The organism is Sphingomonas sp. SORGH_AS_0789 (assembly GCF_031453055.1).
Lineage (GTDB): Bacteria > Pseudomonadota > Alphaproteobacteria > Sphingomonadales > Sphingomonadaceae > Sphingomonas.
Genome location: NZ_JAVIYV010000001.1, coordinates 2028214 through 2046961, shown reverse-complemented (window position 1 = coordinate 2046961; position 18748 = coordinate 2028214). Strand labels below are relative to the sequence as shown.

The 18748-nt window shown below is 68.2% G+C and carries 18 protein-coding genes, 3 tRNA genes and 1 pseudogene; 9 read left to right on the top strand and 13 right to left on the bottom strand.

From position 1 onward, the window contains the following. Positions 1 to 18 precede the first annotated feature (18 nt). Positions 19 to 2292 carry a phosphoenolpyruvate--protein phosphotransferase gene (gene ptsP / locus QE360_RS09425; protein WP_309701038.1) on the bottom strand — a complete coding sequence of 758 codons (2274 nt, stop codon included), beginning with the start codon at positions 2290 to 2292 and terminating at the stop codon, positions 19 to 21. A 189-nt stretch (positions 2293 to 2481) separates the two neighbouring features. Here ptsP and QE360_RS09420 point away from each other — a divergent pair, with 189 nt between their 5' ends. Then, entirely contained in the window at positions 2482 to 3015 is a 534-nt protein-coding gene (locus QE360_RS09420) for a DUF4142 domain-containing protein (RefSeq protein WP_309701035.1), read from the top strand. On the opposite strand, the gene lldD is transcribed toward QE360_RS09420, so the two are convergent. The 4 genes from lldD to dapB form a co-directional block, all read right to left on the bottom strand. Then, on the bottom strand, positions 3012 to 4157 hold the full coding sequence (gene lldD / locus QE360_RS09415) for an FMN-dependent L-lactate dehydrogenase LldD (protein ID WP_309701033.1): 1146 nt from the start codon (positions 4155 to 4157) through the stop codon (positions 3012 to 3014). The genes QE360_RS09420 and lldD overlap by 4 nt on opposite strands. A 169-nt stretch (positions 4158 to 4326) precedes the next feature. Beyond that, positions 4327 to 4403: transfer RNA gene (locus QE360_RS09410), tRNA-Arg, on the bottom strand. A gap of 45 nt (positions 4404 to 4448) precedes the next feature. Beyond that, positions 4449 to 5120 (bottom strand): endonuclease III, encoded by a 672-nt coding sequence (gene nth, locus QE360_RS09405; protein WP_309697255.1) that lies wholly within the window; start codon positions 5118 to 5120, stop codon positions 4449 to 4451. Between the two features lie 5 nt (positions 5121 to 5125). Next, positions 5126 to 5854, bottom strand: coding sequence for a 4-hydroxy-tetrahydrodipicolinate reductase (dapB, locus tag QE360_RS09400; protein WP_309701031.1), 729 nt, complete (start codon positions 5852 to 5854; stop codon positions 5126 to 5128). A 256-nt stretch (positions 5855 to 6110) separates the two neighbouring features. Between dapB and QE360_RS09395 the strand changes: the two are divergent. Then, a pseudogene (locus QE360_RS09395) lies at positions 6111 to 6230 on the top strand (NAD-dependent protein deacylase); the annotation flags it as partial. Between the two features lie 166 nt (positions 6231 to 6396). Here the strand turns inward: QE360_RS09395 and QE360_RS09390 are convergent. After that, on the bottom strand, positions 6397 to 6981 hold the full coding sequence (locus QE360_RS09390) for a hypothetical protein (RefSeq protein ID WP_309701029.1): 585 nt from the start codon (positions 6979 to 6981) through the stop codon (positions 6397 to 6399). 29 nt (positions 6982 to 7010) lie between these two features. On the opposite strand from QE360_RS09390, the gene QE360_RS09385 reads away from it, so the two are divergent. Then, a complete protein-coding gene (locus tag QE360_RS09385; protein WP_309701027.1) occupies positions 7011 to 7748 on the top strand; it encodes an NAD-dependent deacylase in 738 nt (245 codons plus the stop codon). Here the strand turns inward: QE360_RS09385 and QE360_RS09380 are convergent. From QE360_RS09380 to QE360_RS09365, 4 genes are all read right to left on the bottom strand, one after another. Next, positions 7738 to 8547, bottom strand: coding sequence for a 3'(2'),5'-bisphosphate nucleotidase CysQ (locus tag QE360_RS09380; RefSeq protein ID WP_309701025.1), 810 nt, complete (start codon positions 8545 to 8547; stop codon positions 7738 to 7740). The genes QE360_RS09385 and QE360_RS09380 overlap by 11 nt on opposite strands. Beyond that, positions 8534 to 9880, bottom strand: a complete 1347-nt coding sequence (locus QE360_RS09375; protein ID WP_309701022.1) for a metallopeptidase TldD-related protein — start codon at positions 9878 to 9880, stop codon at positions 8534 to 8536. The genes QE360_RS09380 and QE360_RS09375 overlap by 14 nt, the downstream gene beginning before the upstream one ends. 58 nt (positions 9881 to 9938) lie before the next feature. Then, on the bottom strand, positions 9939 to 11642 hold the full coding sequence (locus tag QE360_RS09370; protein ID WP_309701020.1) for a methyl-accepting chemotaxis protein: 1704 nt from the start codon (positions 11640 to 11642) through the stop codon (positions 9939 to 9941). Positions 11643 to 11818: 176 nt separating this feature from the next. After that, the gene (locus QE360_RS09365; RefSeq protein WP_307100661.1) at positions 11819 to 12448 is read right to left on the bottom strand and encodes a DNA-3-methyladenine glycosylase; all 630 of its coding nucleotides are present in this window, start codon (positions 12446 to 12448) and stop codon (positions 11819 to 11821) included. A gap of 69 nt (positions 12449 to 12517) precedes the next feature. Here QE360_RS09365 and QE360_RS09360 point away from each other — a divergent pair, with 69 nt between their 5' ends. Further along, complete coding sequence (locus QE360_RS09360) at positions 12518 to 12835, top strand: 2Fe-2S iron-sulfur cluster-binding protein (protein ID WP_309701017.1); 318 nt, start codon at positions 12518 to 12520, stop codon at positions 12833 to 12835. A gap of 361 nt (positions 12836 to 13196) precedes the next feature. On the opposite strand, the gene rlmB is transcribed toward QE360_RS09360, so the two are convergent. Together rlmB and QE360_RS09350 are read right to left on the bottom strand one after the other, a co-directional pair. After that, positions 13197 to 13940, bottom strand: coding sequence for a 23S rRNA (guanosine(2251)-2'-O)-methyltransferase RlmB (gene rlmB / locus QE360_RS09355; RefSeq protein WP_307100665.1), 744 nt, complete (start codon positions 13938 to 13940; stop codon positions 13197 to 13199). Beyond that, positions 13940 to 15550 (bottom strand): M20/M25/M40 family metallo-hydrolase, encoded by a 1611-nt coding sequence (locus QE360_RS09350; protein WP_309701014.1) that lies wholly within the window; start codon positions 15548 to 15550, stop codon positions 13940 to 13942. The genes rlmB and QE360_RS09350 overlap by 1 nt, the downstream gene beginning before the upstream one ends. A gap of 167 nt (positions 15551 to 15717) precedes the next feature. On the opposite strand from QE360_RS09350, the gene QE360_RS09345 reads away from it, so the two are divergent. From QE360_RS09345 to QE360_RS09325, 5 genes are all read left to right on the top strand, one after another. Continuing rightward, positions 15718 to 15803: transfer RNA gene (locus QE360_RS09345), tRNA-Tyr, on the top strand. Between the two features lie 42 nt (positions 15804 to 15845). Beyond that, positions 15846 to 15919: transfer RNA gene (locus QE360_RS09340), tRNA-Gly, on the top strand. 112 nt (positions 15920 to 16031) lie between these two features. Beyond that, positions 16032 to 16340, top strand: coding sequence for a polyhydroxyalkanoic acid system family protein (locus QE360_RS09335; protein ID WP_309701012.1), 309 nt, complete (start codon positions 16032 to 16034; stop codon positions 16338 to 16340). A 103-nt stretch (positions 16341 to 16443) separates the two neighbouring features. Next, complete coding sequence (locus tag QE360_RS09330; protein WP_307100671.1) at positions 16444 to 16896, top strand: DUF2721 domain-containing protein; 453 nt, start codon at positions 16444 to 16446, stop codon at positions 16894 to 16896. Next, positions 16893 to 17285 (top strand): DUF4345 domain-containing protein, encoded by a 393-nt coding sequence (locus QE360_RS09325; RefSeq protein WP_309701010.1) that lies wholly within the window; start codon positions 16893 to 16895, stop codon positions 17283 to 17285. The genes QE360_RS09330 and QE360_RS09325 overlap by 4 nt, the downstream gene beginning before the upstream one ends. A gap of 66 nt (positions 17286 to 17351) precedes the next feature. On the opposite strand, the gene QE360_RS09320 is transcribed toward QE360_RS09325, so the two are convergent. After that, positions 17352 to 18695, bottom strand: a complete 1344-nt coding sequence (locus tag QE360_RS09320) for an amidohydrolase (protein ID WP_309701008.1) — start codon at positions 18693 to 18695, stop codon at positions 17352 to 17354. Positions 18696 to 18748 lie beyond the last annotated feature (53 nt).

Genomic DNA, 18748 nt, shown 5'->3' with positions numbered 1-18748 from the left:
GCGGAGCCCCGCCCCGCGTCAGGCCAATTCCACACCATTCGTCGCAGCCCAGGCACCAAGCGCCCCGCGCATGTCGCGGACCGGATTGGCGAGCAGCCGCGCCATCTCGGCGGTGATCGCGGCGCGGTCGAGCGAGCGGATCATCGCCTTGACCGGCCCAACCGCCGCCGGGGTGATCGACAACCGGTCGAGCCCCAGCCCGATCAGCGCCATCGCCTCCAGCGGACGCCCGCCCATCTCGCCGCACACGCCGACGCGCACCCCCGCCGCGCGCGCGGGCTCGACCACCCGGCGCAGGAAGCGCAGGATCGAGGGGCTGAGCCAGTCATAGCGCTCGGCCAGCTTCGGGTTGGCCCGGTCGGCGGCGAACAGGAACTGGGTCAGGTCGTTGGTGCCGATCGACAGGAAATCGACATTGGGCAGGATCAGGTCGAGCTGTTCGGCCAGCGCGGGCACCTCCAGCATCGCGCCGTAGCGCACCTCGATCGGCAGGCGGCGTCCGCGCGCGCCCAGCCAGGCGCGCTGCGCCTCGAACAGCGCCTTGGCCTCGTCGAATTCCCACGCCTCCGACACCATCGGGAACATGACGTGGAGGGTGCGCCCCGCCCCCGCCTCGATCAACGCGCGCGCCTGCGCCTTCATCAGCCCGTCGCGCTCCAGCGCCAGGCGCAGTGCGCGCCAGCCCATTGCCGGATTCTCCTCGTCCCCGGCGGGCGTGTTCAGATAGGGCAGCGCCTTGTCGCCGCCGATGTCGATGGTGCGGAACACGACCGGCCGGTCGCCCGCCGCCTCCATCACGTCGCGGTACAGACGCTGCTGCCGCTCGCGCTGCGGCAGGGTGGCGGAGACGAGGAACTGGAATTCGGTGCGGAACAGCCCGATCCCGTCCGCCCCCGTGGTGTCGAGCGCGGCGGCATCGTCGCGAAGCCCGGCATTGACCATCAGCGTGACGCGGTGTCCGTCCTTCGTCACCGGCGGCACGTCGCGCAGGGCCGCGAACGCCGCTCGCCGCTTTTGGCGCAGCGCCAGCTTGGCCTCGAACGCCTCCTCCATCGCCGAGGTCGGACGGACCAGCACGCTGCCCTCGGTCACGTCGAGGAGCAACTGATCGCCCTCCGCGATCTGGCGCCGCACGTCGCTGACCCGGCCCAGCACGGGCACGCCCATCGCGCGCGCCACGATGATGACATGCGCGGTCAGCGACCCTTCCTCCAGGATCACGCCCTTCAGCCGCCGCCGGTCATATTCCAGCAGCTCGGCCGGGCCCAGGTTGCGCGCGATCAGGATCGTGTCCTGGCGCAGGCCCAGCTGCGCCGCCGTGCCCATCTGGCCCGACACGATGCGCAACAGCCGGTTGGACAGGTCCTCCAGATCGTGCATCCGGTCGGCGAGCAGCGGATCGTCGATCTGGCGCATCCGCTGGCGCGTGCGCTGCTGCACCCGCTCGATCGCGGCCTCGGCGGTCAGGCCGCTGTCGATCGCCTCATTGATCCGGCGCGCCCAGCCTTCGTCATAGGCGAACATCTTATAGGTCTCGATGACCTCGACATGCTCGCCCGCCACGCCGAACTCGGCCTCGCGCGCCATGCGGTCGATCTGTTCGCGCATCTTGTCGAACGCGGCATAGACCCGGCGGCGCTCGGCATCGATATCCTCGGCGACCGTATGTTCGATGACGATGCGCGGCTGGTGATAGACGGCAAAGCCGCTGCCCATGCCATCGACCAGCTTCTGCCCGCCCAGCCGGACCGACGCGGTCATCTGCGGCCGCGCCCCCGCCGCGCCCGTCGCGTCGATCAGCCCGGCATTGGCGATCAGTTCGGACAGGACCATTGCGACGGTCTGCAGCGCCTCGATCTCGACATCGGCATATTTGCGCGGCTCGCTATGCTGGACCGCCAGCACGCCCACCGCCCGCTCGCGCCGGATGATCGGCACGCCCGCAAAGCTGTGGAACCGGTCCTCGCCCGTCTCGGGCTTATAGGCGAAATCGGGATGGCTGGCGGCTTCGTCCAGGTTCAGCACCTCGACATCCTCGGCGATCGTGCCGACCAGCCCCTCACCCAGCGCCAGCTTGGTGACGTGGACCGCCTCCTCGGCCAGCCCGCGCGTCGCGAACAGCTCCAGCACGCCCTCACGTAGCAGATAGATGGAGCACACCTCGCTGCCGATCGCCTCGCCGATGATCTGGACCACCTGGTTCAGCTTGGCTTGGGCGGGTGCGCGCGACGCCATCACGTCGTGGAGGCGGACGAGGATCTCGCGGGCGGATGCGGCGGCCGAAACGGGCATGGCGACAGGGCTAACAGACGGCAGGCGGCGGTGTCATGCCCTAATATCGCAGCGCCGTGCCTTTTCCGGGTGGACGCGCCCCTCCCATATCGCCCAAGTGACTGATCCGCATTATATTTCAGATATTTATCCGGAACAGCGCGGTGATCGGCCGGTTGCGATCCCACATCCATTGCACGGGAGATCATCATGCCCAAGGCCCTCCGCATCGCACCCGCCCTTTGCCTCGCGCTCGGCATCGCCGCCGCCCCCACTCCCGCCATGGCGCAGACCCCGCCGCCCCCGCCCCCTGCCGCCGCCACGGCGAAGGCCCCCGATTATGTGAAGGCGGCGGGCATGAGCGATCTGTACGAGATCACCTCCAGCAAGCTCGCGCTGCAAAAGTCGCGCAATGCCGATGTCCGGCGATTCGCGCAGATGATGATCGACCATCACCAGCAGACGACCGCCGCCACCGTGCAGGCGGCGCGGCAGGACGGCCTGAGGCCGACACCGCCCCGGCTGGGCGGAGCGCAGGCCTCGATCGGCGAGTTGAGCCGCGCTTCGGGCGATGCTTTCGACCGGCTCTATATCGGGCAGCAGATCCCCGCGCATCAGGCCGCGCTCGCGCTGCACCAGGGCTTCGCGGCGAATGGCGACAAGCCCGCGCTGAAGGCCAGCGCGCAAAGCGCCATCCCGATCGTGCAGCAGCATATCCAGATGCTGCAACAGATACCGCGCTAGGCGATGCGCCCGGCCAGCGCCGTCCGGTCGAGTTCGGCGACCGAACGGACGCCGGTCAGGGTCATGGCGACGCGCATCTCGCTGTCGATCAGGCGAAGGAGGTTGGCAACCCCGGCCTCCCCGTCCGCCGCCAGCGCATAAATGAAGGCGCGGCCCAGCATCACCGCATCCGCCCCCAGCGCCAGCATCCGCACCACGTCGAGCCCCGATCGGATGCCCGAATCGGCGAGCAGCCGGAGCTCGCCCTTCACCGCGTCGGCGATGGCGGGCGTGGCGCGTGCGCTCGACCGCACGCCGTCCAACTGCCGCCCGCCATGGTTGGACACGACGATCCCGTCCGCGCCGAAGCGCACCGCGTCGCGCGCGTCCTCCGGGTCGAGAATGCCCTTGATGACGATCGCGCCCTTCCAGACATCGCGGATCCATTCCAGGTCGCGCCAGGCGATCGACGGATCGAAATTGGCCGCCAGCCAGCCGATATAGTCGGCCAGCGCGGTCGGCGCGCCGCGATAGGCCGAGATATTGCCCAGGTCATGCGGCCGCCCGCGCAAGCCCACATCCCAGGCCCAGCGCGGATGCGTGACCGCCTGCACCATCCGGCGAAACGCGGCATTGGGCCCCGACATGCCCGAATGCGCATCGCGGTAGCGTGCACCGGGCGTCGGCATGTCCACCGTGAAGACCAGGGTCGTCACCCCCGCCGCCTGCGCCCGCTCCAGCGCGTCGCGCATGAAGCCGCGATCCTTGAGCACATAGAGCTGGAACCAGATCGGCGCGGCGGACGCCGCCTGCACTTCCTGGATCGCGCAGACCGAGACGGTCGACAGGGTGAAGGGAATGCCCTTGGCGGCGGCCGCCCGCGCCGCCTGCACCTCGCCGCGCCTGGCATACATGCCAGTCAGCCCGACGGGCGCCAGGACCACCGGCATCGCCATGCGGGTGCCGAACAGCTCGGTCTCCAGGCTGAGATCGGCGACGTCGCACAGGACACGCTGGCGCAGTTCAATCCCGGCCAAATCCTCGACATTGCGGTGCAGCGTATGCTCGGCATTCGCGCCGCCATCGATATAGTGGAACAGGAACGGCGGCAGCCGCCGGCGCGCGGCCTCCCGATAATCGGTAGGGGCGGAGATGATCGTCACGCGGCAGCCTCTATCCCGGATGGCCCGGCACGCCCGAGCACGACGACTCGCTGACGGAGCCCTTGCCCGTTCCGTACACCGCACCACCCCCACGGCAAAAGCCTCAGCGGCCCAGCCCCGCGCGCAACGCGCAGCGGCACCGGTCAGGCGATCAATCCGAAATGTTCGATGGCGCACCCGACAGGATTCGAACCTGTGGCCTCTGCCTTCGGAGGGCAGCGCTCTATCCAGCTGAGCTACGGGTGCGTGGGCGAGCCGACTAGCATCGCCCGCACGCACGCGCCAGCCCTTTTATGCCGCCACGGGCGCTTTTCCCGATTTGGCCGCAGGGGCGGGTGTCTTGGGGCGATAGGCGCACAGGTCCTCGACCGGGCAGCGCCAGCATTCGGGTCGCCGGGCCTTGCAGATATAGCGGCCGTGCAGAATCAGCCAGTGATGGGCATGGACGCGGAACGGCGCGGGCGTCGCCTTGTCCAGCTTGAGTTCGACCGCCAGCACCGTCTTGCCCTTGGCCAGCCCGGTGCGGTTGCAGACGCGGAAGATATGCGTGTCGACCGCGAAGGTCTCCTGCCCGAAGGCCACGTTCAGCACGACATTGGCGGTCTTGCGCCCCACGCCGGGCAGCCGCTCCAGCGCGGCGCGATCCTCGGGCACCTCGCCGCCATAATCGTCGACCAGCATCTGCGACAGGGCGATGACGTTCTTGGCCTTGGTGTTGAACAGGCCGATCGTCTTGATGTGCTGCTTCAGCCCATCCTCGCCCAGTTCGAGCATCTTTTGCGGCGTGTCGACCTCGGCGAACAAGGCGCGGGTCGCCTTGTTGACGCCGATATCGGTGGCCTGCGCGGACAGCGCGACCGCGACCACCAGCGTATAGGGGTTGCGGAACTCCAGCTCGGTCTCGGGATGCGGGTTCGCCTCCGCCAGCCGGTGGTAGAATTCGACGACGTCCGCCTTCTTCATGTCCGTTACAGGCCCAGCACGTCGCCCATGCGATAGCGCCCCGGCGCCTGCCCCGCGAGCCACAGCGCCGCGCGCACCGCGCCGCGCGCGAAGATGCTGCGGTCCTGCGCGAAATGGCCCAGCGTCACCCGCTCGCCCTCGCCCGCGAAGATCACCTCATGATCGCCGATCACCGAGCCACCGCGCAGGGCCGCCAGCCCGATCGTCCCCTCGGTCCGCGCGCCCACCAGCCCGGCACGGCCATCGACGCGCAATTCGGACAGCGGATGCCCCCGCCCCGCCGCCGCCGCTTCGCCCAGAAGGAGCGCGGTGCCCGATGGCGCATCGACCTTGTGCCGGTGGTGCATCTCGGTGATCTCGATATCCCAGTCGCTGCCCAGCCGCGCCGCCGCCTCGCGCACGAGATTGGCGAGCAGCGTGATGCCGAGCGAGGTGTTGCCGGTCTGGAGCACCGCGATATCCGCCGCCGCTGCGTCGATCGCGGCATGCTGCGCGGGCGACAGGCCGGTGGTACCGATCACGATCGGCGTCCCCGCCGCACGCGCGGCCGCCAGATGCGCGTCGAGCGCGCCCGCGATCGAGAAATCGACCAGCACATCGGCCCGTGCCGCCAGCGCCGCCGGATCGTCATGCGAGTCGCAGCCCCCCGCCAGCGTGGCGCCCTCGCCCTCGATCAGTTCCGCAATGGCGCGGCCCATGCGCCCGGCGCTGCCATAGATACCGATGGCGGTCATGCGGGGATCCCGGCGGAGAAGAGGAAGAAGGTCGTCATGGGAGCGCTCCTTGACACAGGTTGGCGCGCGAAGAAACCGCGTGGCCGTTCCATGCTTCAACGATCCCCAGGCCATAAAGGTTGGCCGTCGGACCTGCCCCGGATTAGAATTGCCGGCCGTGACGCCCGACGGCCCTTCCCCCGAATTCGCCTGGACCATCGATGGTCCGTCGCGATGGTGGACTTCGCCGTGGTGACAATAGTGGAGCGCCTGCTGCATGACCGACATCCGCAACATCGTCATCCTCACCGGCGCGGGTATCTCGGCCGAGTCCGGCATCGCCACCTTTCGCGGGCCCGGCGAGCTGTGGGAGGGGCACCGGGTCGAGGCTGACTGCCATTCCGGAATTCATGATCAATATTGATGCATTTCAATCGCTTTGACCTTGCAAGAAGAGCATCGCGATCAAATACGATCACGCTCGCGCAAATCTCAAACCCTTGTTTTACTCACTTCAAAAAGCGTCTTTTCATGTGAGCGGTTTGCCACCTACACTTATTCGCTCAGCCGTGCGAAGCTGAAAGAAACTGAACGAGAATACCCAGCATGTAGAATAAAGTGGCAAGACCGAGAACCATCATCGCAATAAGCAGAGATTTCACTCGGGAGCTTAATGAGCGAACTAACTCGAACTCAACCATCCTGGCAAGCTGATCCTCCGACCTAATCGTCAATATCGCTGGGATATCGTGGTTGACCGAAAAAACCTCAAGGTTTAGCTCCTCTCCAGACGCAAGACTATCAAGCTTTATCGACCAACGGTTATTTTGAGAGTCTCTTTCTTCGTAATGCCTTACGGGCCAAACGTTTAGAGATTGAGGCTTCCAGTTGAAAACGATCTCTATATTTTTAGCAGGCTCTCTTCCATCGTTGCGGATCATGACTGACTCAGTCCGCAGGGTTTGGCGAGCAGAAATCACGTTGCCGTTGGCGTCCTTAAGTGGCTCTTCAATAAGCGATATAAAAGCATGACGCCGCCCAAAAATCAGCTTCGCGCGACTTTTTAAAAACCTATTTAAACCGAACGTCAGAAACACGCCTAGAATAGTGACGATTTCTTTAGAATATGTTTGAAGCACGGCTAACATTCGGTTCTCCCCCAAAGCGAAGATAGACCATGCCAAAAGCCACGCGCAACGTTGTGATTTTGACAGGCGCGGGCATATCCGCAGAATCCGGCATCCCTACCTTTCGCACCCAAAACGGGTCAACATATTGGGAAGCATACGAAAACGACCTTATTCCGAAATACCATCGGGTCGAGGATGTGTGCACGCCCGAGGCGCTCGCCGCCGATCCGGACCTCGTCCACCTTTTCTATGATCGGCGGCGGGCGGCGCTGGCCGATGTCGTGCCCAATGCGGCGCATGCGGCGCTGGCGCGGCTCGACCGCGAATGGCCGGGCGAATTGCTGATCGTCACGCAGAATGTCGATGACCTGCACGAGCGGGCGGGGGCGAAGCGGTTGCTGCATATGCACGGCGCGTTGAAACGGGCCCTGTGCGCGGGCTGCGGGGAGCGGTTCGACTGGCAGGACGATCTCCCACCCGGTACCGCCTGCCCCGCCTGCGCCACGCCCGCGCTTCGCCCCGACATCGTGTTCTTCGGCGAAATCCCCTATCACATGGACCGGATCGAGGCTGCGCTGGCCGAGGCCGATCTGTTCGTATCGATCGGCACCTCGGGCGCGGTCTATCCCGCCGCCGGGTTCGTACGGATGGCGCGCGAATATGGCGCGGCGACGCTGGAGCTGAACCTCGATCGCTCGGAGGGAAGCGGCTGGTTCGACGAAAGCCGCCTTGGGCCGGCGGGGCAGCTGGTGCCCGAATGGGTCGAGCTGATGCTCAGCCGGTGACGGGTACGATGACCTCGCGGGCGCGGGGGCCGAGCCGTTCGACCGCCGGAGCCTGAAGCCCCCGCGCCGTCACCAGGACGCCAAAGGCGCGCGGATCGGGCTTGTTGAAGAGCAGCGGCTGGCCCAGCGCATCGGCGACCCCCGCCCCCGCCTCGGACGCGATCAGCGCGGCGGCGGCGATGTCCCATTCATTGCCCCAGCGCAGCGTGGCGACCAGATCGGCCTCGTCGGCGGCGACCATCGCGATGCGCAGCGCGATCGAGTTGGGCTTGAAGACGGCGACCAGATCGCGGTCCGCCTTGGGCAGCGCATCGACCGGCACCCGCGCGCCGGGCATCTGGCGGCAATAGCCCGCACTCAGCGCGCGCCCGTTGCGCGTCGCACCCTGCCCCGCCTGCGCCAGCCACAGCTCGCCGCGCGCGGGGGCGGCCAGCACGCCGATCACCGGCCGCCCGTCCTCGACCAGCGCGACCGACACCGCCCAGCCCTCGCGCCCCCGGATATAGTCGCGCGTGCCGTCAATCGGATCGACCACCCAGACCCGGCGCGCGGCCAGCCGGTCGGGCTTGTCCGCCGTCTCCTCGGACAGCCAGCCCGCATCGGGGACCAGCGCGGTCAGCCGGGCGTGGAGCATCCGGTCGACGTCCAGATCGACCTCGCACACCGGGCTGCCGGGGGTCTTTTCCCATTGGCGGAAATCGGTGCGCCAGCGGGCGAGCGCCATCGCCGCCGCCTCGCGCGCCGCCGCCACGACCGCCGGGATCAGGTCCCGGGCGGGGATCGGGTCAGCCGCCGGCAACCGTCATTCCATCGATGCGCAGCGTGGGCACGTTGACGCCGTAGCGGAACTCCAGATCATGGGCCGGGGTCATGGCGAGGAACATATCCTTCAGATTGCCTGCCACGGTGAACTCCGCAACCGGCTCCGCGATCCGCCCGCCGACGATGCGAAAGCCCGCCGCGCCCCGGCTATAGTCGCCGGTGACGGGATTGACCCCGCTGCCGATCAGCTCGGTCACATAGACGCCGTCGGCGATGTCGCCGATCAGCGTGTCGACCGGCACCCGGCCCGCCGCCATATAGAGGTTGCTGGTCGAAACGCCCGGCGCCCCCGCCGTGCCGCGCGCGGCATGGCCGGTCGGCTCCAGCCCCAGCTGCCGCGCCGAGGCGGAATCGAGCAGCCAGGTCTCCAGCACCCCGTCCTCGACGATCGCGGTCGGCGACACCGCCAGCCCCTCGCCATCGAAGGGGCGCGAGCGCAGGCCGTGCGGGCGATGCGGATCGTCCTCGATACGGATGCCCTCGGCCATCACCCGCTCGCCCAGCCGGTCGAGCAGGAAGCTGGTCCGCCGCGTGATCGCCGCCCCCGCGATCGCCGAGACGAGATGCCCGACCAGCGACGATCCGACGCGCGGATCGAACACCACCGGCATCGCACCGCTCGCCAGCTTGCCGGGGTTCAACCGCGCCACGGTCCGCTCGCCCGCGCGCGTGCCGATCGCCTCGGGGCTTTCGAGCAGGCGACGCAGGCGCGCGCCATGATGCGCATAATCGCGCTGCATGCCCGCGCCCTCGCCCGCCACGACGCTGACCGACAGGCCATAGCCGGTGGCGGCATAGCCCGCCGCGAATCCATGGCTGGTGGCCAGCGCGGTGACGATGCGCGAGGCGGACGCCCCGCCGCCTTCGGAATTGGTCACGCCCGGCACCGCGCGCGCGGCCTCCTCGGCGGCGAGCGCGGCGGCGCGCAGCGCCTCGGGCGCGACCTCGCCGCCATCGTCCAGGTCGAGCATTGGCGGCGCACCGTGCAGCAGCCGCTCCTCGGGCGCCAGGCCCGCCCAGCGATCCTCCGGCGCCTCGCGCGCCATCGCGACCGCGCGTTCGACCGCGCGGTCCATCGCGTCACCCGACAGGTCCGAGGTCGAGACGCTGGCCGAACGCCGCCCGACGAACACGCGCAGCCCCAGCTCCTCGCTTTCCGACCGGCCGACATCCTCCAGCGCGCCCAGCCGTACCGACACCTCCAGCGCGGCATCGGCGGCGAAGATGGCGTCGGCGGCATCGGCTCCGGCGGCACGGGCGCGGGCGACGATATCGGCGGCCCGGTCGCGGGCCTGTTCGGGGGTCAACATGCCACAGGACTTAAGGGCGCATGCGCGGCGATGCCAGTCCCCACGAACCCGCGCCCCGTCAGCCGGCCCGCGCCAGCGCCAGTACCGGGCGCGCCGCGGCGGCGGGCGCCCGGACCGCCGGTCCGTCCCCGCGCGTCAGCCGGAACTGCGCCACCTCGTGCGCCAGCCCCTCGGCCTCTGCCGCCAGATGACGCGCGGCGGCATGGGCCTGTTCGACCATGGCGGCATTTTGCTGGGTCGATCCGTCCATGTCGGCGACCGCGAGATTCACCTGTTGCAACCCGGTCGCCTGGCGCTGTGCCGAGGTCGCGATCTCGGCGACGAGCCCGGCAATCTCCTCGATCCGTACCGAAATCGCCTCCAGCGCGCGCCCCGCCTCGCTGACCAGCCCGACACCCATGCCGATCTGCGACGACGAGGTCTGGATACGTTCCTTCACATCCTTGGCCGCGTCGGCCGAACGCTGGGCGAGCGCGCGCACCTCGCTGGCGACGACGGCAAAGCCCTTGCCCGCATCGCCCGCGCGCGCCGCCTCCACCCCGGCGTTCAACGCCAGCAGGTTCGTCTGGAACGCGATGCCGTCGATGACCGTGATGATCTCGGAAATCTCACCCGAGGAACGTTCGATCGCCCCCATGGCATCGACCGCGCGGCGGACGACCTTGCCCGATTCCTGCGTGTCGCGGTGCGCGGCGGTGACGGCCGCGTTGACGCGCGTCGCACCCCCGGCCGTCTCGCGGACCCCGGTGGTGATCTCGTCCATCGCCGCCGCCGTCTCCTCCAGGCTGGCCGCCTGCTGCTCGGTACGCTGCGACAGGTCGTCGGACGCCGAGCGGACCTCCGTCGCCCCCGTCCTGACATGACCCGCCGCCGCCGCGACGCGCGACAGCGTCTGGGTCAGCCGCTCCATCGTCGCGTCGAAGGACAGGGCCAGCCCGCGATATTCCACCGGCAGCGTGTTCCCGATCCGGTGCGTCATATTGCCTTCGCCCAGCTGGTCGAGCGCGCAGGCCAGTTCGCGCACCACAATTTCCTGCTTGTCGGCGTTGGTCCGTTGCGCCTGCGCGGCGACGCGGAAGACCTCGACCGCCGAGACCATGGTGCCAATCTCGTCGGTGCGCTCGCCCCCGTCGAGCGCCAGCGCTAGGTCGCCGCCCGCCATCCGGCGCATCGCATCGGCGGTCGCCCCGACCGGCCCCAGCACGCGGCGCATGAGATAGACCAGCCCGCCCGCCAGCAGCGCGGCGATGACCAGGCCCAGCGCCACCAGGATCGCGATCGTGCTGTGCAGCGACGTCAGGCTGGCATCGGTCACGCGCCCCTGTGCCCGGGTGACGGACGCGACCAGCGTGTCGATGTCGCGGCGATGCGCGGCATAGGCCTGGGTCAGCCGGGCATAGCTCGCCTCGGCCGCGGCGCGGTCGCCGCGCTGGATGGCGGGGATCGTCACATCGTCCAGTTCGGTCCAGAAGCGGTCGGCGTGACGCGCCGCCTGGTCGACGAGCAGCGGCTTCAGCCCATCGCCGATCGCCGACTGCTGCCAGCGCGCGATGCTCGCCCGGAAATCCTTCTCCAGCATGGCCAGCGCGGCCCGGCGCCGGGGCAGCGTTTCCGGATGCTGGACGAGCAGCGTCGCCTCCAGATAGGGCTCGATGATATAGGCAGGTGGCGGCAGGATATCCGCCTGGAGATCGCTGATCTCCTGATTGGCGTCGGCCAGGGGGCCACCGATCCGGATGCGGTCGATCTCGAACCCGGTCACACCCCGCCCACGACCAGCATGGCCATTATGGACAGGCCGCCCGCTCGGCACTTTTCTTTGATATTCAAGAGATTCGCTCCTCACCCTCTCTCCTGATACCAATCAAAACTTAAGATATGTTGTTTCGGCGGTTCAACGACTGCTCATTCCGGGCATGCCGTCGGCCCGCCTTTTCCTCAGACCGGGGCCGCATCGGCGCCCGCGCCGTAATGATGCCAGGTGAAGATCGCCAGCGCGCTGCGATGGGGGCGAAACGCCTCCGCCAGAGCACGCACCTGCTTTTCCGAGGGCCGCGTGTCGTGGCCCAGGATCCGGCCCATCTCGATCTGCACCGCCAGATCCCCGGCGGGCCAGATATCGGTCCGCCCCTCGGCGAACAGCAGATAGACCTCCGCCGACCAGCGACCGATGCCCTTCACCGCGACCAGTTGCGCGATCGCCTCTTCGTCATCCTCGGGCAGATTGGCCAGATCGAGGCGGCCGCTCGTCACCTCTTCGGCCAGGCTGCGCAGATAGCCCGCCTTCTGGCGCGAGATGCCCGCACCCCGCAGCGCTTCGTCGGTGACGCCGTGCATCCGGGTCGGATCGGTCGCATCGCCCAGCAATTCGTGCAGCCGCCGCCAATGCGCATCCGCCGAGGCGACCGAGACCTGCTGGCCCAATATGGTGCGGACCAGCGTGGCATAGCCGCGCGCGCGGATACGCGGCTCGGGGTAGCCGATGCGCGCCACGGCCGCGGCGATGGCGGGCTCGGCGGCGGCCAGCGCGTCGAGACTTTCGCGAATCTGTTCGGCGCTCAGCCCCATGATGCTTGATCCGCGCGTTCAGGCCCGGCAGAGGCACTGCCAACAACAGGGGCGACAAGGAGAATGGACATGCCCAAGCTTATCGTCGTGACCCGCGACGGGGAAGAACGCGAAATCGACGGCGAGGCCGGTCTGTCGGTGATGGAAGTCATCCGCGATGCAGGCGTCGACGAATTGCTGGCGCTGTGCGGCGGGTGCTGCTCGTGCGCGACCTGCCATGTCCATGTCGATCCCGAATTCGCCGGCACGCTGCCCGCGATCGGGCCGGACGAGGACGATCTGCTCGATTCGACCAGCGAGCGCGACGCCAGCTCGCGGCTGTCGTGCCAGCTGCCCTTCGGCGCGGCGCAGGACGGGATGCGGGTGCGGATCGCGGCGGAGGACTGACGGCGCATCGCGCGTGAACGTCGAGGGCGGGGTTTCGGCCCCGCCTTTTTTGTTTCGCGCGGAGACGCGGAGGCGCGGAGATGATGGGTTTGGCCGCGAGGCCATTCCATCCCCTCAGGCCGTCGCAAAGTCTGCCGGTCGTGATGGCGGGCTTCGATCACCCGGAGCCGGACATCTCCGCGCCTCCGCGTGAAACCCGTGGCCTTCGACTGCGCTCAGGCTGAACGGAGTTTGGGGATCATAGCCACCCATACCAACATCCGTTCAGCCTGAGCGCAGTCGAAGGCCACGCTCCGCCGTCGACAACGATCCGCTCCGCGCGCAAAAAAGGCGGCAGGACCAGACCCGCCGCCCCAAGACATCACCGCGCCGCCACCGCGTAAAGGGCGATCGCCGCCGCGTTGGAGACGTTCAGGCTTTCCACCTTCGGGCTGATCGGCAGCTTGGCGAGTTCGTCGCAATGCGCCTCGGTATTCTGGCGCATCCCCTCGCCCTCGGCGCCCAGCACGATGCAGATGCGCTGCGTGCCCATCGCCTCGGCCAGCGTCTGGTTCGCATGGCCGGTCAGGCCGATCCGCCAGAAGCCCGCCTCCGCGATCTCCTCCAGCGCGCGAGCGAGGTTGACGACGCGGATCCAAGGCACCGTCTCCAGCGCCCCGCTGGCCGAACGCGCGACCGTGCCCGATTCGGGCGGCGCGTGCCGGTCCTGGGTCACGATCCCCAGCGCGTCGAACGCGGCGGCCGAGCGCAGGATCGCGCCGACATTGTGCGGATCGGTCACCTGGTCGAGCACGACCAGCGGCCGCCGGTCGTCCTGCCCCTCGTGAAGCAGATCGCCCAGCCACATATCCTCCAGCGGATCGACTTCCGCCACCAGGCCCTGGTGCGGCGCGTCGGCGGGGACCAGGCGGCCCAGATCGGCCACATCGGCATAGGTGATCGGCACCACCGGCGGCAGGTCGAGCGCGGCCAGCGCCTCGCGCGTGCCCCAGATCTTGCGCACGGTGCGGTTGGGGTTGGCGAGCGCCGCCGTCACCGCATGCCGCCCCCAGAAGCGCGGGCGGTTGGAAGAAGCCTGGCTGGGGCGATGTCCTCGGCGTGCCATCAGTCGTCGGTATCCGTATATGCAAAGGGGTTGGTCGATGCCGGTTCGGTCGGCACCGGCGGACGCGGCAACGCCTTGTCCGCATTCGCCGCCGCGAGCAAGACCCCCGCGAGCACGACCGAGGCCTGGCGCATGTCCTCCCCCTTCAAATGATCGAAGGTATCGGCCGAGCTGTGATGGATGCGGCTGCCATAGTCCAGCGGGTCCTGGATGAACTGGAAACCCTGTACGCCGACCGCCTGCATGAAGACATGGTCGGTGCCCCCCGTCGTCCGCTGGACGACATTGCCCGCCCCCATCGAGGCATAGGGCGACAGCCATTCCTTCAGCATCGGCACCGCCGCCGGATTGTTCTCGGCATAGAGCCCGCGCAGCTTGCCCGAGCCATTGTCGATGTTGAAATAGGCCGCCAGATCACCGTAACCCGGCTTGGGCGTGATCGGCCAGCGATTGGTCCAGCCATAATAGCGCTTCAGGCCCGTCTGCGGCGCATCGCCCGGCCGCCCGCGCGTCGCCAGATGCTGCTCGACATAGGCCATCGAGCCGAGAATGCCCTGCTCCTCGCCCGACCAGAGCACGAAGCGGATGGTGCGCCGGGGCCGCTGGCCTGTCGCGGCCAGGATGCGCGCGGCCTCCATCACCATCGCGCTGCCCGCCGCATTGTCGGCCGCGCCGTCGCCCGCGACCCAGCTGTCGAGATGCGCGCCGGCCATCACATAGCCCGCCTTGGGATCGGTGCCGGGAATTTCGGCGATGATGTTATAGGCGTTCTCGTCGCTGTCGTCGTACCGCACGTCGCTCAGCACCTCGATGGTGGGCGCGGGACCGACCTTGGCGAGCCGTGCGAGGCGGCGATAATCCTCGGCGGCCAGCTCGATCCCCGGCACCGCGGGCGTCTCGCCGCGTCCGAACAGATAGCCCTCGCCATGGAGCAGCTTGCCGTCGCGATAGCTCTGCGTGACATAGGCGACCGCGCCCTCGGCCTTCAGAAAGGCGTCGAGCTTCTGCGCGAAGTCCAGCCGCTTCATCCGGCGATCGGCGCTTTCGGGGTCATGCTCGGGCTGGACGTAGAGGTCGAGCTTGGCGATGTCCTCGCCCGACAGGCGGCGGAAGGGCGCGGTACCGGGTTCGTCGCCGGTGCCGGGGAGCGACACCATCACGATCTTGCCGCGCAGCTGGCCCCGCCACTTGTCGAAGTCCCGCTCGCGCTTCATCGGCGCGACGATCACCGGGGCGGTCACCGCGCCGTTGGTGGCGGGGGTCCAGGCGATGGGGATCGCGGTCAGCTGCAACGGGCGGGGCGAGACCATCCGCACGCTTGCCCGCTCGATCGACCAGCCGCGTCCGAAGGCGAAACCTTCCTTATGGACGTTCTTCAGCCCCCATTTGGCGAACTGCCCGGCGGTCCAGGCTTCGGCGGTGCGCATCGCGGGGCTGTTGGTCATGCGCGGGCCGATCACGTCGGTCAGATGCTGGGCGGTCTGCATCGCCTGGCTGTGATTCATGCCCTCGTCGATGATCCGGTTGGCGGCAGCACGATCCTGGGCGGAGGCGGCGGTGACGGGCAACAGGGCGGCCGCCGCGACGGCGGCGAGCAGGGAAACGCGCATCGAAATGAAAACCCCCAGGTAACTGATATGGGACAGAGGCTATGTCCCGGTCCCGGGCGATGCAAGCGAGTGATCGCACATTCCGGCCAAAAAACCCGCAAAACGGCGTTGACAGCCGTGCTTTGCTTCGGCATTTGGCGCGCCTCGCTCCGATGGAGTGACACCCCGGAAGGGTGGCCGAGTGGTTAAAGGCAGCAGACTGTAAATCTGCCCGCGTGAGCGTACACTGGTTCGAATCCAGTCCCTTCCACCATCCCCGCCGATCGGCTAGGGTCGATAGCGGCGCCGGATCCGAGCGGGTATAGCACAATGGTAGTGCAGCAGCCTTCCAAGCTGAATACACGGGTTCGATTCCCGTTACCCGCTCCATTCTCCCTGACCGTGCATCAGCCTTCCAAGCTGAATATTTGCCACTCGCTGCTTGACGTTGACGTAAAGCGCCGCCACTCCGCCCGTTCACCGGGACGAGAGGATTTACGCCATGGCATCGGTCAATTTCGACATCCCCCACGAGCTGGGCCATGCCGAGGCGCGCCGCCGGATCGAGCAGGGCCTGCCCAAGCTGGAATCCAAGATTCCCGGCGGCGGACAGGTCTCCTCGGAATGGGTCGCCGACGACCGGCTAATGCTGACCATCATCGCGATGGGACAGACGGTGAAGGCCGATATGGCGGTCGCCGACCGTGCGATCACCGGCACCGTCACCATCCCGATGATGCTGTCGATGATGGCGGGCCCGATCGGCGAGTTCGTGAAAACCAGCGCCGAAAAGATGCTGGCCAAGGGCTGATCGCCCGAAAGGTTCCTCCGCGAATTTGGTGACGGGCAGCCCCGTGGCGGGGCAGCACTTCCCCCTTGCCCGACCGCGCACGACACGCCACCATTTCGCGGACATGCCTACCCTTCCCGCCGTCGCCACCATCGCCCAGACCATCCAGCTGTCGCTGGCCCCCGTCTTCCTGCTCGCCGCCATCGGACAGCTGCTGAACGTCCTGGCGGGGCGGCTGGCGCGGGTGATCGACCGGGCGCGCGGGCTGGAGATGATGATCCACAAGATCGATCACGGCCCCGACCTGCTGCGCCACAAATGGGAGCTGCGGCTGCTCGACCGGCGCATGTCGATCATCAACGCCGCGCTGTTCCTGGCGGTGTCGAGCGCGGTCATGGCCTGCATCGTGATCGCGGTGCTGTTCATCGCCAATCTGGGCAAATTCCATATCGGCACCTGGATCGCGCTGGCCTTCATCTTGTCGGTCAGCCTGCTGACGCTGTGCCTGATCGCCTTCATGGTCGAGGTGCGCATCTCGCTGCGCGCGATCCATGTCCGCAAGGAGATACTGGATTGATCGCCGAGCGTCGCGCGCTGCAGGCGGTGGTTGCGATCGCGTGTCTGGTGCCGCTGTCGATCGGGGGGATCAGTGTCGTCAGGGGGCCCGGCTGGCTGGGCCATGCGCCGTCGATCCCGGCCGATCTCGACAGCCAGTTCCGCTATGTCTCGGGCATCTTCCTGGGCCTGGGGCTCGCCTTCGTCACCTGCGTGCCCGCGATCGAGCGCAAGGGCGCACGCTTCCGCCTGCTGGGCGCACTGGTGATCGCGGGCGGCATGGCGCGGGCGCTGTCCTGGGCGATGGTCGGCGCGCCCTCGACCGGCCATCGGCTGGGGCTGGCGATGGAACTGGGCGTCGTCCCGCTGCTGATGCTGTGGCAGGCCCGCGTCGCACACCGCCATCGCTGATCGCGCCGCAGCGTCGCGATTCGGGCGGGCGGCCGCGCGACGACCGCCCTGTTCCACGCCGACGGGTCAGAGCGACGCCATCGCCCCCGGCTTCAACAGATCGAGGATCGCCGCCGTCGTCGCCACCGCGCCGGTCACGATCGAGGGCTCGGGCGCAATCCTGAACTGGGGCGAATGGTGCGACGCGATGGCCGGCCCGCCCGCCTTCGCCGCCGCCAGCGCCGCAGCGGGGGTGCCGCCGACCGACAGATAATAGCCGCGCACCCCGCTGTCCGGCTGGACCAGATAGGCGAAGTCCTCCGCCCCCATCCCCTTCTGCTCGAACGGCGTGACATGATCGGCCCCGAAGGTCGCCGCCATCACCGCGTTCAGCCTTTTGGCGAGCGCGGCGTCGTTGATCGTGGTCGGCGTCCCCTCGGTCACGGTCACGACCGGCATCTTGTCCTCGGGCATGCCGTTCATCTCGCCCACCCCGCGCGCGACCCGCTTGATGCCCGCCAACAGCCGCGCCCGCTCCGCCTCGTCATTGGCGCGCACCGTCACCTGGAGCTTGGCCTGGTCGGAGATGATGTTGTGCTTCAACCCGGCATGGAAGGAGCCGACCGTGATGACGCCGGGCTTGAGCGGCTGTTGTTCGCGGCTGATCAGCCCCTGGAGCGCCACGACCAGTTGCGAGGCCATATAGACCGGGTCCTTGCCCATATGCGGGCTCGCCCCATGCGCGCCGATGCCCGGCACCGTGATGTCGACCGAATCGGACGAGCTGTACTGGATGCCCTCCGACGCCGACACCGTGCCCGCCGCGCGCTCGGCATCGACATGGAAGGCGACCGCGTAATCGGGCTTGGGGAAGCGGCTATAGAGCCCGTCCGCCACCATCGCCTTGGCCCCGCCGACGCGTTCCTCGGCGGGCTGGACGATGAAGACCACCGTGCCCCGCCAGCGATCCTTGAGCGCCGCCAGCCGCCGCGCGGTCGCCACCATCGCGGTGATGTGCGTGTCATGGCCGCAGGCGTGCATCACCGGCGCCTCCACCCCGTCCACGCCCACCTGTCGCACGGTCGAGGCATTGGCGAGCCCCGATTTCTCCTCGACCGGCAGCCCGTCCATGTCGGCACGCAGCAGCACGACCGGCCCCGCGCCGTTCTTCAACACGCCGACTACGCCGGTCCCGCCGACCTTCTCGGTGACGACCATACCCGGCACCGCGCGCAGCTCGGCGGCCATGCGCGCGCCGGTCTTCACCTCGCGAAAGGACAGTTCGGGGTTGCGGTGGAACCAGTCCCAGAGCTTGCCCAGATCGCGGTCGTAATCCGCCTTCACTGCGGCGGCATAATCGGGCTCTGCAAGCGCGGGCGCGGCGGCCAGCATGAGAGAAGCGGTCACCAAGAGAGCGGCGGCGTGGCGCATGATATCCCCTTTTCGCGTTTTTCCGCGATGCTAACCCAGATCGACGGGTGACG

What these genes read in the sequence shown, in the direction of transcription:
- QE360_RS09350 (WP_309701014.1), bottom strand. Translation starts at nt 15,550, where the DNA reads ATGCGCGTTTCCCTGCTCGCCGCCGTCGCGGCGGCCGCCCTGTTGCCC.
- QE360_RS09330 (WP_307100671.1), top strand. Translation starts at nt 16,444, where the DNA reads ATGCCTACCCTTCCCGCCGTCGCCACCATCGCCCAGACCATCCAGCTG.
- rlmB (WP_307100665.1), bottom strand. Translation starts at nt 13,940, where the DNA reads ATGGCACGCCGAGGACATCGCCCCAGCCAGGCTTCTTCCAACCGCCCG.
- QE360_RS09335 (WP_309701012.1), top strand. Translation starts at nt 16,032, where the DNA reads ATGGCATCGGTCAATTTCGACATCCCCCACGAGCTGGGCCATGCCGAG.
- QE360_RS09320 (WP_309701008.1), bottom strand. Translation starts at nt 18,695, where the DNA reads ATGCGCCACGCCGCCGCTCTCTTGGTGACCGCTTCTCTCATGCTGGCC.
- QE360_RS09385 (WP_309701027.1), top strand. Translation starts at nt 7,011, where the DNA reads ATGCCAAAAGCCACGCGCAACGTTGTGATTTTGACAGGCGCGGGCATA.
- QE360_RS09365 (WP_307100661.1), bottom strand. Translation starts at nt 12,448, where the DNA reads ATGGGGCTGAGCGCCGAACAGATTCGCGAAAGTCTCGACGCGCTGGCC.
- dapB (WP_309701031.1), bottom strand. Translation starts at nt 5,854, where the DNA reads ATGACCGCCATCGGTATCTATGGCAGCGCCGGGCGCATGGGCCGCGCC.
- QE360_RS09375 (WP_309701022.1), bottom strand. Translation starts at nt 9,880, where the DNA reads ATGTTGACCCCCGAACAGGCCCGCGACCGGGCCGCCGATATCGTCGCC.
- QE360_RS09390 (WP_309701029.1), bottom strand. Translation starts at nt 6,981, where the DNA reads ATGTTAGCCGTGCTTCAAACATATTCTAAAGAAATCGTCACTATTCTA.
- QE360_RS09360 (WP_309701017.1), top strand. Translation starts at nt 12,518, where the DNA reads ATGCCCAAGCTTATCGTCGTGACCCGCGACGGGGAAGAACGCGAAATC.
- QE360_RS09420 (WP_309701035.1), top strand. Translation starts at nt 2,482, where the DNA reads ATGCCCAAGGCCCTCCGCATCGCACCCGCCCTTTGCCTCGCGCTCGGC.
- nth (WP_309697255.1), bottom strand. Translation starts at nt 5,120, where the DNA reads ATGAAGAAGGCGGACGTCGTCGAATTCTACCACCGGCTGGCGGAGGCG.
- ptsP (WP_309701038.1), bottom strand. Translation starts at nt 2,292, where the DNA reads ATGCCCGTTTCGGCCGCCGCATCCGCCCGCGAGATCCTCGTCCGCCTC.